The sequence below is a fragment of the Bradyrhizobium sp. USDA3516 genome, from assembly GCF_057651995.1.
In genome coordinates, this window is record NZ_JBYGYN010000007.1 from 347,323 (window position 1) to 359,082 (window position 11,760).

General features: G+C 66.5%; 9 protein-coding genes and 1 riboswitch. Of the genes, 3 read left to right on the forward strand and 6 right to left on the reverse strand.

What is annotated here, in order from left to right; all coding sequences use genetic code 11:
* Positions 1-111: 111 nt before the first annotated feature.
* Both AC24YW_RS23390 and AC24YW_RS23395 read right to left on the reverse strand, forming a co-directional pair.
* A complete protein-coding gene (locus AC24YW_RS23390; RefSeq protein ID WP_487484899.1) occupies positions 112-1,461 on the reverse strand; it encodes an MATE family efflux transporter in 1,350 nt (449 codons plus the stop codon).
* Positions 1,462-1,549: 88 nt separating this feature from the next.
* Entirely contained in the window at positions 1,550-2,149 is a 600-nt protein-coding gene (locus AC24YW_RS23395) for a DUF2239 family protein (RefSeq protein ID WP_487484900.1), read from the reverse strand.
* A gap of 142 nt (positions 2,150-2,291) precedes the next feature.
* On the opposite strand from AC24YW_RS23395, the gene AC24YW_RS23400 reads away from it, so the two are divergent.
* A complete protein-coding gene (locus AC24YW_RS23400; RefSeq protein WP_487484901.1) occupies positions 2,292-2,957 on the forward strand; it encodes a glutathione S-transferase family protein in 666 nt (221 codons plus the stop codon).
* A 29-nt stretch (positions 2,958-2,986) separates the two neighbouring features.
* Here the strand turns inward: AC24YW_RS23400 and ggt are convergent, their stop codons facing one another.
* A complete protein-coding gene (gene ggt, locus AC24YW_RS23405; protein WP_487484902.1) occupies positions 2,987-4,726 on the reverse strand; it encodes a gamma-glutamyltransferase in 1,740 nt (579 codons plus the stop codon).
* A gap of 104 nt (positions 4,727-4,830) precedes the next feature.
* Here ggt and AC24YW_RS23410 point away from each other — a divergent pair, with 104 nt between their 5' ends.
* Complete coding sequence (locus AC24YW_RS23410) at positions 4,831-6,216, forward strand: MFS transporter (protein ID WP_487484903.1); 1,386 nt, start codon at positions 4,831-4,833, stop codon at positions 6,214-6,216.
* Positions 6,217-6,336: 120 nt separating this feature from the next.
* Here AC24YW_RS23410 and purH read toward each other — a convergent pair whose 3' ends face one another.
* The 3 genes from purH to AC24YW_RS23425 all read right to left on the reverse strand — a co-directional run bounded on the left by purH (position 6,337) and on the right by AC24YW_RS23425 (position 11,317).
* Positions 6,337-7,929 (reverse strand): bifunctional phosphoribosylaminoimidazolecarboxamide formyltransferase/IMP cyclohydrolase, encoded by a 1,593-nt coding sequence (purH, locus tag AC24YW_RS23415; RefSeq protein ID WP_487484904.1) that lies wholly within the window; start codon positions 7,927-7,929, stop codon positions 6,337-6,339.
* Positions 7,930-7,953: 24 nt separating this feature from the next.
* Positions 7,954-8,035, reverse strand: a riboswitch (ZMP/ZTP riboswitch).
* Between the two features lie 59 nt (positions 8,036-8,094).
* Positions 8,095-9,813: a heparinase II/III family protein gene (locus AC24YW_RS23420; protein WP_487484905.1), complete on the reverse strand. Its 1,719-nt coding sequence runs from the start codon at positions 9,811-9,813 to the stop codon at positions 8,095-8,097.
* 157 nt (positions 9,814-9,970) lie between these two features.
* Positions 9,971-11,317, reverse strand: coding sequence for an RsmB/NOP family class I SAM-dependent RNA methyltransferase (locus AC24YW_RS23425; protein ID WP_487484906.1), 1,347 nt, complete (start codon positions 11,315-11,317; stop codon positions 9,971-9,973).
* Between the two features lie 188 nt (positions 11,318-11,505).
* On the opposite strand from AC24YW_RS23425, the gene AC24YW_RS23430 reads away from it, so the two are divergent.
* The gene (locus AC24YW_RS23430; protein WP_487484907.1) at positions 11,506-11,715 is read left to right on the forward strand and encodes a DUF1674 domain-containing protein; all 210 of its coding nucleotides are present in this window, start codon (positions 11,506-11,508) and stop codon (positions 11,713-11,715) included.
* Positions 11,716-11,760: the final 45 nt, after the last annotated feature.

Sequence of the window (11,760 nt, forward strand, 5' to 3'; positions counted from 1 at the left end):
TCTCCCTGACTTGGCACTCTGAGTTTGGCTTTCTGAGTTGGCTTTTCCTCCATTGTGGCGCAGCGCGCGCCACAGGTCCATCGTTTAATGATGGTCATAATACTTTGACCATCAGATCAGGCGCTGGATCGCCCGCTTGCGCCACACCAGATGGTAATAGCCCATCTGCAGAATCAACATGGCGCAGAATACGATGGGATAGGCAGCCCACACGCCGGTCAGGCCGACGGTGCGGCTGAGGATGATTGCGGCCGGCAGCTCGATTGCGGCGATCGCAAAGATCGACAGCAGCATCGGCGTCAATGCGACGCCGGCGCCGCGCATCGCGCCAGAGAACACCGTGGCGAGCCCGAACGGCACCGAGCTCCACAAGGCGATGTTGAGCAATCCCTTCGCCAGATCCAGCACGGCGCCGTCAGTGATGAAGACGCCGAGCACCGCGCGCGGCGCGAGGTAGATCAGCGCCACCAACCCGCCGGTCAGGCCGATATTGAACGCAAGGCCCATCCGCACGATGCCGTCGAGCCGGGCCCGGTCGCCGCTGCCGACGGCCTGGGCGCCGAGGATCGAGACCGCGATCGAGATCGACATCGCGGTGAACTGGGTGTAGCCCATCACCTGGTTGACGGCGCCATAGGCCGCGGTGGCATTCGAGCCGAAGCCGTTGACGAGGCCGAGCAGCACGAGCTCGGCGATCGCCATCACCACCATGCCGATCGCGCTGGGCAGGCCGATGCCGAGGACTTTGCCGAGCACGGCGCCGTTCGGCCGCAGGTGACGCAGCAGTATCGCGTCCGGTGCGAGCGCGTGCTTTCTCCGCAGCAGATAGGCGGCCAGTACGATCAGCGTGAGCGTGTTCGCGATCGCAGCCGCCCAGGCCGGACTGGTGATGCCGACGGCCGGCAATCCGAGCGTGCCGCGGATCAGCATCGGCGTCAGGATCAGGCCGATCGCCGTCGACAAGGCCAGCGCCAGCAGCGGCGTCAGTCCATCGCCGACGCCGCGGATCATCGCCGTCGTCAGCAGGAAGATGAAGCCGAGCGGCATGGTCAACAGCATGATGCGCGCATAGGCGCTGGCTTCATCGAGAATGTCCGCGGGCGTGGCGAGCATGACCATCAAGGGCCGGCTGAAGATCCCGCCAACGAGTGCAATCGCAATCGAGAGCAGCAGGCCTACGGCGAGTGTCGTGCCGACGATGATCTTGATCTGGCCATGCTCGCCGGCGCCGAAGGCCTGGCCGATCAGCACGGTGGCGCCGGTGCTCAGTCCCATGACGAAGGCGAACAGGAAGAACATCACGGGGAAGAACGCCGAGACCGCCGCGAGCGCATCGACGCCGATCATCTGGCCGAGATAGACGTTGCTGACGGTGCCGAACAGCGATTGCAGCGCGTTGCTCAGCATCAGGGGTGCGAGAAAGCGGAGGAATGTGGTCCAGAGCGGCTTTGCGGAAGACATGGCATTGGCCTTTCATCAGGGCGTGCGAAGCCGTTGCCGCGCAATGCGCGGCTCGGCCGTCGATGGGTCGTGAGAAGCGGCGCGCGGTTTAAGCGCGGTCGCTGTAGGCGAGCTTGACGACGTGGTCGCGGATGTCAGTCGGCCAGTCGGCGATCAGGCCGGTGAAGCGTCGCCGGTCATCCGCGAACAGGGCGCGCGAGGCTTCCTCGAACTGCGGCAGGTCGCCGGCCATGGTCGACATGAAGTGGTAGGCCGCATCGCGCGCCTGCCGCTCGCGGTCCTTGTCGCCGCTGGCGCGCCTGGCCTCGTCGACGAGCTTGCGCAGCGCGACCGAAGCGCCGCCGGCCTGTGCGTTGAGCCACTCCCAGTGCCGCGGCAGCAACGTCACCTCGCGCGCGACCACGCCGAGCTTCGGCCGGCCACGCCCGCGCGGCTCCGTCGGGTGTTCGGTCACTTCGGTTGATTGCGGCGGGACAAGCTTCGCCAGGCGCGCCAGCACCTCGCGATCTCCACCGCGCAGATCGAAGTCGATCGATCGGCCTGTGGCATCCTCGAAAATGATGATGGGCTCGTCCGGCTGTGGCGCCACCCGCTTGACGACCAGCGCGACCTCTCCTGCCGGGCCGGATACCAGGCGGCGTTGTCCCTGGAATGCGGTGAAAATCTTCTGCATTGGAATCATTGCCATATTGAGTATCGTTGGCGAGCTTAATACCCGGGTAAATTCCGGACGTCAATATACCCGGGTGAAAATACCCATCCCGATGGCTCGACATTGTGTCCCCGGGCTGGCACGAACGGCCGATCACGCCTAGCCCCGGGGACCCGCGATGCTGACCGTTCACCACCTCAACAATTCCCGCTCGCAGCGCGTGCTGTGGCTGCTCGAGGAGCTGGGCGTTCCCTACGAGATCGTGCGCTATCAGCGCCAGCCGGACATGCGCGCTCCGAAGGAACTGCGCGCCATCCATCCGCTCGGCAAATCGCCGGTCATCACCGACAACGGCAACACCATCGCCGAATCAGGCGCGATCATCGAATATCTCATCGCCACCTACGGGAACGGACGGCTGATCCCCCCGCCGAACACGCCGGAGCGTCTGCGCTACACCTATTGGCTGCACTATGCCGAAGGATCCGCGATGCAGCCGCTGCTGCTCAAGCTGCTGTTCACGTTGATGCCGAAGCGCGCGCCGGCCCTGCTGCGCCCGCTGGTGCGCAAGGTCTCCAACCAGGCGCTGACCGCGCTGGTCAATCCGCAGATCAAGCAGCACATGGATTATTGGGAGGGCGAGCTTGCGAAGAGCGAGTGGTTCGCCGGCAGCGAGTTCACCGCGTGCGACATCCAGATGAGCTTTCCGCTCGAAGCGGCGCAAGCCCGCGGTGGGCTCGAGCAGGGCCATCCCAAGGCGATGGCGTTCCTGGAGCGTATCCACGCGCGGCCTGCATATGCGCGCGCACTGGAGAAGGGCGGGCCGTATCAGGTCGGACGGTAAAGTTTCTACCCCGACATTCCGGGAGCACGTTACTGCCCCGCCGCCTCCGCGCCGCGCGTGCGCGGATCGGCTGCGCCCAGCGTTCCGTTCGGCGTCACCAGAATCGAATTCGCCGATGTCTGCCCCATCGGCTCGACGACGAGGTGCCCCATCGCCTTCAGCTCGAGCAGCACGCCCTCGGGAAAGCCGCGCTCGACGCGTACTTCATCCGGCAGCCATTGGTGGTGCAGCCGCGGCGTTGCGACGGCGGCCGCAACATCCATCTTGTAGTCGAGCACGTTCACGATCACCTGAAGCACGGTCGAGATGATGCGGCTGCCACCGGGCGAGCCCGTTATCAGCACCGGCTTGCCGTCCCTCAGCACGATGGTCGGCGACATCGACGACAGCGGCCGCTTACCGGGTCCGGGAAGGTTCGCTTCGAAGCCGACGAGGCCATAGGCGTTGGAGGCGCCGATTGCCGCGGTGAAATCGTCGAGCTCGTTGTTGAGCAGCACACCGGTGCCGTCGGCGACGAGGCCGACGCCGTAGCTGAAGTTCAGCGTGTAAGTGTTGCTGACGGCGTTGCCGCGGGCGTCGACGACGGAAAAATGCGTGGTGTTGCTGCCCTCGCGCGGCGCGGCAGGAGCCGACACGAGCTCCTTCGAGGGCGTGGCGCGTTCCGGGGAAATGTTCGCGCGCAGCTTCGCGGCATAGTCCTTCGCGACGAGGGTCTCGATCGGAGCGTTGACGAAGGCGGGATCGCCGAGATAGCGGGCGCGGTCGGCATAAGCGCGCTTCATGGCTTCGATCAAGAGATGCAGCGATGCCGCCGATCCCTGCTTCAGATCGGCAAGAGGAAAGCCCTCGAGGATATTGAGCGTCTCCATCAGCACGACGCCGCCGGATGAGGGCAGTGGCATCGAGACGATGTCATAGCCGCGGTAGCTACCGCGCACCGGCGTGCGGACGGCCGGCTGGTAGGCCTTGAGGTCGGCCGGCGTCATGATGCCGCCGGCATCGGTCACGGCCTTGGCGAGCTTCTCGGCGACCGGACCCTCGTAGAAGCCACGCGGTCCCTGTGCGGCGACCGCCGCCAGCGTTTCGGCGAGATCGTTCTGCACCAGCCGATCGCCTTCCCCCAGCGGCGTGCCGTCCGGACGCGAGAAGATCTTGGCCGAGGACGGCCAGCGCGCCAGCCGCCGGTGCCAGCTCGGCAGCGTATCGGCCATGTCGTCGCTGACGATGAAGCCATCGCGTGCAAGCCCAATCGCGGGCGCCAGCAGTTGCGCCAGCGTGAACTGACCCGAGCCGTATTTCTCGAGCGCGAGCGCGAGGCCGGCGACGGTGCCGGGCACGCCGATGCCCAGCGCGGAATCCCGTGACTTCGCCGCGTCAGGCTTGCCGTCGGCGCCGAGGAAGATCTGCGGCGTGGTGGCGGCCGGCGCGGTCTCGCGATAGTCGATCGTGATGTCTTCATTGCGATCGGCGGAATGGATCACCATGAAGCCGCCGCCGCCGATGTTGCCGGCGCGCGGATAGGTCACCGCCATCGCAAAGCCGGTCGCGACCGCAGCGTCGATGGCATTGCCGCCGCGCCGCAGGATGTCGGCGCCGATCTGCGCGGAGATCTTCTCCTGCGCCACCACCATGCCGTGCTCGGCGGCGACGGCGCGCACCGCTTCGCGTGCCGGCGGAACATAGCCCTGCCGCGCATCCTGAGCGGTCGCGGGAGCGAACGCCAGAATGGCTGTGAAGGCGAAGAATGTCCGCCGTGTCGAATATGACATCGTCAAATTTTCCGCCGCGGCCTCGGGCCAGTTCACACGCCTCGCGGCAATGCTATACCGTTTGCTCGAAGAGAGGCAAAACTGTTCGTGATGAGGACCGCCTGATGACGACGATCGCCCCGGATGTGCGTATGGCCGGCGCGCAGCGGTCCTATCCGCCCCGCGCTGCCGTCGTCAGCTGGATCTTCTTCGACTGGGCTGCGCAGCCTTATTTCACGCTGATCACGACCTTCGTGTTCGCGCCCTATTTCGCGACGGCCATTGCGCCAAATCCCGCCGCCGGTCAATCCTTGTGGGGCTTTGCGATGGCGGCCGCGGGCCTTGCGATCGCGCTGTTGTCGCCGGTGCTCGGCGCCATCGCCGACGCTTCGGGCCGCAGGAAACCGTGGATCGCAGGTTTCGGTACGGTGCTGGTGCTGGCGTCCTGCACGCTCTGGATCGGCAAGCCCGGCGATCATGCCGTCATTCCGCTGGTGCTCACCGCAGTTGCGCTCGCCAGCGTTGGTGCGGAATTTGCCACGCTCTTCAACAACGCGATGATGCCGACCCTGGTGCCGCCGGAACGGATCGGACGGCTTTCCGGCACCGGCTGGGCCACGGGCTACATCGGCGGCATCGTCAGTCTGATCATCGTGCTCGGCTTCCTCGCGGCCAATCCCGAGACCGGCCGCACGCTGCTCGGCTTCCCGCCGTTGTTCGGGCTCGATCCCGCGACGCGTCAGGGCGACCGTGCCGCCGGCCCGCTCACGGCGCTGTGGTTCATCATCTTCGTGGCGCCGATGTTCCTGTTCACGCCGGATTATCCGGCGAAGCGCCCGCTGCGCGAGGCGCTGCGCGAGGGTCTGTCGGAGCTGAAGCAGTCGATCAAGAGTCTGCCGCGACAAAAATCGCTCGCGGCATTCCTGCTCGCCAACATGATCTATACCGATGGTCTGGTGTCGCTGTTCGCCTTCGGCGGCATCTATGCCGCCGGCACGTTCGGCTGGCACACCATCCAGATCGGGACGTTCGGCATCATGCTCGCGATTGCCGGCGCGCTCGGCGCCTGGCTCGGTGGCAAGCTGGATGACCGCCTCGGGCCGAAGCGCGTCATCGCCGGCAGCCTGCTGGTGCTGCTGCTGTCGGTGGCCGCAATTCTTCTGGTCGACAAGGACAGCGTCCTGTTCGTCAAGACCGCGCCGGCGCAAGCCGGCGCTGCCCTGTTCTCGAGTGCGGCCGAGCGCGCCTATCTCGTGCTGGGCTGCCTGATCGGCGCAGCCGGCGGCCCGCTCCAGGCCGCCTCCCGCACGCTGCTGATCCATCTCGCGCCGAAGGATCGCATCGCGCAATATTTCGGCCTGTTCGCGCTGACGGGAAAGGTGACGTCCTTCATCGGCCCGCTCCTGATCGGCCTGGTCACCGCGCTGACCGCCAGCCAGAAGGCCGGCATGGCCGTGCTCGTCGTGTTCTTCGTCGCGGGGCTGGGGCTGTTGATGCGGGTGCGGGAGTAGCTGCACCACGCAGCTCTATCCTCGTCATTGCGAGGAGCACTTGCGACGAAGCATTCCCGACCTTTCCTGCAGAGACAGACTGGATTGCTTCGCTTCGCTCGCAATGACGAGTCGATGATCTCAATGCCTGAAGTGCCGCGTGCCCGTGAACACCATGGCGATGCCGTGCTCGTCGGCGGCCTTGATGACCTCGTCGTCGCGCATGGAGCCGCCGGGCTGAACCACGGCGGTGGCGCCGGCCTCGATGCAGGCGAGCATGCCGTCGGCGAACGGGAAGAACGCATCCGAGGCCACGACCGACCCCTTGGTGAGCGGCTCGGCGAGCTTCAGCTCGGCTGCCGCATCCTGCGCCTTGCGCGCCGCGATCCGCGCTGAATCCACCCGGCTCATCTGGCCCGCGCCGATACCGACGGTGGCGAGATCCCTGGCGTAGATGATGGTGTTGGACTTGACGTGCTTGGCGACGCGGAATGCAAACTTCAGGTCGCGCATTTCGGCATCGGTCGGTGCACGCTTGGTCACGACCTTGAAGGTCATGTCATCGACCACGGCATTGTCGCGGCTCTGCACGAGCAGGCCGCCGGCAACGGTCTTGGCGGTGAGGCCCGGCGCGCGCGGATCGGGCAGGCTGCCGGCGAGCAGCAGGCGCAGGTTCTTCTTGCCGCCGATGATGGCGATCGCCTCCTCGCTGGCATCGGGCGCAATGATCACCTCGGTGAAGATCTTGGTGATCTCGCGCGCGGTATCGGCGTCGAGGGCGCGGTTCATCGCGATGATGCCGCCGAACGCGGACGTCGAATCGCAGGCCAGCGCCCTGCGATAGGCCTCGACGAGGTTCGGCCCTTCGGCGACGCCGCAGGGATTGGCATGCTTGACGATGACGCACGCCGCGGTGCGCTTGGCGTCGAACTCGCCGATGCATTCATAGGCCGCATCGGTGTCGTTGATGTTGTTGTAGGAGAGCTCCTTGCCCTGGAGCTGCCGCGCGGTGGAGACGCCGGGGCGCTTGTCCGGCGTCGCATAGAACGCGGCGGTCTGGTGCGGGTTCTCGCCGTAGCGCAGCGACTGGATCAGCCGGCCGCCGAAAGCGCGGAAGTCGGGCGCGTCGATCTCGAGCTGGCGGCTGAACCAGTTCGAGATAGCGGCGTCATAGGCCGCAGTGCGGGCATAGGCCTTTGCGGCGAGCCGCCGGCGCAGCTTCAGCGTGGTCGCGCCCTTGTTGGCGGCGAGCTCGTCGAGCACGGCCTGATAGTCCTGTGCCTCGACGACGACGGCGACATCGTCGTGGTTCTTGGCAGCGGCACGGATCATCGCGGGGCCGCCGATGTCGATGTTCTCGATGCAATCCTCGAAGCCAGCGCCTTTGTCGACGGTGGCCTCGAACGGATAGAGATTGACGACCAACAGGTCGATCGGCGCGATGCCATGCGCCTTCATCGCCTCCGCATGGTCCTTGTTGTCGCGGATCGCGAGCAAGCCGCCATGCACCTTCGGATGCAGCGTCTTGACGCGGCCGTCCATCATCTCGGGGAAGCCGGTGAGGTCGGAGACGTCCTTCACCTTGAGGCCGGCCGCGGCGATCGCTTTCGCGGTGCCGCCGGTGGAAACCAGCTCGACATCGTGCGCGGCGAGCGCCTTGGCGAACTCGATCAGGCCGGTCTTGTCGGAGACGGAGAGAAGGGCGCGGGTGACGCGGCGGGGTTGGTCAGTCATGAGCAAGATCCTCTGTTCAGGGAGTGTCTATGCCCAGGCGCGCGGCTACTATGCCCCGCGCTTCCCGATGGTGCTCCATCCAAGGTCGCCAGTCGCGCGAGCGAGCGCTCGATAGCAGCTTTCGCCGCTTTTCACAACGACGAGATAGGGCCGGCTCGCGCCTGTTTACAACGGAAGTTCCGGCTCGCGCCGGGCGTTGCGGCGGGCATTCGTCACCGCTGGCGAGGCGGTGGAGCGGACAAAGCTCCAGCGGATCGAGGGGGCCTGACGGGCGTTCTGACGGATCACGATCTGGGCGGTGCGGCGCGGGCCGTCATTGCCGGCCAGGAATACGCTGTCCTCGAGATCGACCTTGTCGTCCAATGCCTCGAAGGTCCAGACGTCGCGGTTCGGCAGCACCAGCATGACGCCGCGCGCATCGGACAGCCGGCTCGCCTTCACCGCAGGATGCAGATGGAAGCGCAGCGCGAAATCGGCATCGGCACCCTTGAAGCGCCCGCCCTGCGGCGGCGACAGCGTGTCCTCGCCGTCGATGCGCGCGCCGTCATTGGCGATCATCAGCACGCGGCGGTGGATCGCGCCGAACTTGGCGAGATAGCCGTCATGCGAGGTCGTGAGCAGCGTGCCGTTCTGCACGATTTCGCGATAGCTCTCGACCTCGACGGGGCCGCTGGTGACGGGCGCGCCGTGCAGGAGCCGCTTCATCGCCGACATCTCGACGAACTGGCATGACGACGTCTCGTGATAGGTCAGCGTCGAATGCGCCGCCGTGCTGCGTGCGAACGGCCGCCAATTGTCGCGGCCGGTGGTCGGCATGCCGCAATTGGTGACGATACGGCTGATGCCGGAGGACAGTTCGAACGACAGGCAGCCGGCATGGGCGTCGTGACTGACGCCGGCCGGCGGCGGCGGGCCGGTGTCGATGATCACGGTGGTCGGGCCGGCGTCGAGGCGCTGGAAGCCGGTATGCGGCATGTTCGCCATCGGCGCGCCGTGGGCGTCGTCATAGGCGAGCAGCGTGGCGAGCAGGTCGGACGAGGTCGCGCTCATGCCGTTGAACAGGGCGAAATTGCCGTCGCCGTGCCGGAAGAAACGCAGCATCGGCATCATGCGATCGATCGCATTGAGCAGGGCCGGCGGCGGCGCGATATTACGCGCGGCAAAGGTCTGCCGCAGCGGCAAGAGGTCGATCAAGAGCTCGATCAGCGCGCCCGGATTGCGCGAGATGTGGCCGCCATCGGGCAGGATCTGCCGCTGCAATTCGTCGGACAGCTTCTTCGAGGCGGTGCGGATGTGACGCGTCTGGTTGGCGAGGCACAGCGACGCATAGCACAGCGCGATCAGCACCTGCAGCTTCGGCACCCCGTCCGGAATGTCGACCATGGTGTAGCGCAGGAAGCGGATCTCGCGCGCCAGGGCGCGCAAGTAACGGCGGTAGAACTTGTTGTCGGTCTCGCTCAGCACCAGCGGCGCCTGCGACAGCAGCGAGATCACGCGCCGCGCCAGCACGTCGGCACGTCGCGCGACGGGGCGGCGCTTGTTGGCGGGGTTGGCGATCCAGTCCTCGATGAGCGCGCGCGCATTCGCCCGCGTCAGCGCGGTATCGGCGGCGCGCAAGTGCCGCAACCAGCCGAAGCCGAGCAGCGCAACCTCCCAATCCTCCGACGGCGGCTCGAGATCGAAGATCGAGCGGCCGTGGCAATTGACGATCTTGCCGGCGAAGACGAAGCGGCCGGCATAGATCTCGGCGGCGCGGGTCGCATCCGCGGTCCGCAGGTCGTGCGGCGCGATGATCAGCCGATCGGTGCGGCCCGGCCAGACCCGCGACAGCACAACGGAACCGCCGCTCGCGCGCGCGAGCACGTTCCGCGCGAAGCGGTTCATGACCAGCGTCGAGATACGTCTGCGTTGAGCGACCGACACGCCTTGCCTTGATGGGGGAGAGGATCAGTGACGAATCCTTATTAATCCCAAAATCGGACGCCTGACACCACCTTGAACGGTGCAAATCGGCGCCGCGGTCGCAAAATCCAGTGCAAAATCAGGATTTAACGAGCCGGGCCGCGAAAAATCCGTCGAGCCCGCCGAGCTTGGGATCGGCGTTCGGCAGATGGCAGGGCAGGGTGCGCAGGTCGCCGTCCCGGTTGAGGATTTCGTCGAGGCCCGCAACCTCCGATGCCACGATCGGAGCGCGGCGAAGCGCGGGCTCGGCGGCGAGCAGTGCCGCTACCGCCTGCTCGCCCTCCTCGGGTTCCAGCGAACAGGTGCAATAGACCAGCGTCCCCCCCGGCTTGAGCAGCGACACCGATTTGCGCAGCAGCCGCTGCTGGAGCGCGGCCAGGGGCGCGATGTCGGACTCCTGCCGCAGCCATGCGACGTCGGGATGACGGCGGATCGTGCCGGTGGAGGTGCAGGGCGCATCGATCAGAATACCATCGAACGCCTCGGCCGGGCCGGCCCATTCGACGGCGTCAGCGACGACGGTCTCGGCCTGGAGCGACAGCCGCGCCAGGTTTTCGCGCAACCGCGCCACCCGTGCGGGCGAGCGGTCGATCGCCGTGACATGCGCGCCCGATAGCGCCAGCTGCGCGGTCTTGCCCCCGGGGGCGGCGCAGAGATCGGCAATCGACTTGCCTTTGACGTCGCCGAACAGCCGGGCGGGCAACGCGGCGGCAGCATCCTGCACCCACCATTGTCCTTCGGCGAAGCCGGGCAGCATGGTCACCGACCCGTGCAGCAGCATCCGCACCGTTTCCGTCGGCAACGTCTCGCCATGCAGGCGGCTCGCCCATTGGGCGGGATCCGATTTCACCGTGAGATCGAGCGAGGGCTCGTGGCCGAGCGCCGATGCCATGTCCCGTGCGGTCGCCTCGCCATAATGCGCGCTCCAGCGCGCGAGCAGCCATGGCGGCAGATCCAGCGATTGCGTCGCGACTTCCTCGACCAGCGCCTTGCCCTCGCGCGCACAGCGGCGCAGCACGGCATTGACGAGCCCGGCATAGCGCGCGGCGCGGCGGTCGGATTGCACGAGGCGGACGGAGAGATCGACCGCGGCGTGATCCGGCACGTCCATCCAAAGGATCTGCGCGGCGCCGATCAGCAATGCACTCTGTGCGCGTGGCGCGTCGGAGGGAACACCCTTGTCGAGCAAACGGGACAGCACATGGCCGAGCGTGCCGAGCCGGCGCAGGACGGTGGCGACCAGGCGCCGCATCAGCGCGCGGTCGCGGTCGGCCAGCGTCTTCAGCCCGGGATGGGCGCCGCTGCCGTCGAGCTGGTCGTCGAGCGTGCGGTGCTTGTGCAGAACACCGTCGACGATGTCGGCGGCAATCCGCCGTGCCGCAAGACCAGGCACTTCGGATGGAGGGACGAAACGTTGAGATGGCATGCGGAAGCAAGGTTCTGAACGAGCGGCAGTTCCGCCGCGATGGGCGCATGCCTTGAGAAGGCGATCTCTGACACGCGAATATGCCAAATGTAAGAATCGCTTGCGGATTTTTCAGCGCCCCGAGCCGATTTCAGGAATGCGCTATTGGGCATCGCATTGCGTCCGGTCCTGAGCTAGAAAGCCGGGCGATGAGCGACCAATCTCCCGTTCCCGATCGCAAGCCGCTGTCGCCGGCCGCCCAGCGTGCGCTGGCCGAGGCCGAGGCGCGCCGGCAGGCCGCCAAGGCCAAGGATGAGGCCAAGGCCGAGACCAAGACGAAGGAGCTGCAGGGGCCGCAGGGGCCCGAGCCCACCCGCTACGGCGATTGGGAGCGCAAGGGCATCGCTTCCGACTTCTGAGCTTGCAGTCGGAGCGGCTGGATAACGCCGGCAGAACTCGTCCCG

What these genes read in the sequence shown, in the direction of transcription:
- AC24YW_RS23395 (WP_487484900.1), bottom strand. Translation starts at nt 2,149, where the DNA reads ATGGCAATGATTCCAATGCAGAAGATTTTCACCGCATTCCAGGGACAA.
- AC24YW_RS23400 (WP_487484901.1), top strand. Translation starts at nt 2,292, where the DNA reads ATGCTGACCGTTCACCACCTCAACAATTCCCGCTCGCAGCGCGTGCTG.
- AC24YW_RS23390 (WP_487484899.1), bottom strand. Translation starts at nt 1,461, where the DNA reads ATGTCTTCCGCAAAGCCGCTCTGGACCACATTCCTCCGCTTTCTCGCA.
- AC24YW_RS23420 (WP_487484905.1), bottom strand. Translation starts at nt 9,813, where the DNA reads ATGAACCGCTTCGCGCGGAACGTGCTCGCGCGCGCGAGCGGCGGTTCC.
- AC24YW_RS23410 (WP_487484903.1), top strand. Translation starts at nt 4,831, where the DNA reads ATGACGACGATCGCCCCGGATGTGCGTATGGCCGGCGCGCAGCGGTCC.
- AC24YW_RS23430 (WP_487484907.1), top strand. Translation starts at nt 11,506, where the DNA reads ATGAGCGACCAATCTCCCGTTCCCGATCGCAAGCCGCTGTCGCCGGCC.
- AC24YW_RS23425 (WP_487484906.1), bottom strand. Translation starts at nt 11,317, where the DNA reads ATGCCATCTCAACGTTTCGTCCCTCCATCCGAAGTGCCTGGTCTTGCG.
- purH (WP_487484904.1), bottom strand. Translation starts at nt 7,929, where the DNA reads ATGACTGACCAACCCCGCCGCGTCACCCGCGCCCTTCTCTCCGTCTCC.
- ggt (WP_487484902.1), bottom strand. Translation starts at nt 4,726, where the DNA reads ATGTCATATTCGACACGGCGGACATTCTTCGCCTTCACAGCCATTCTG.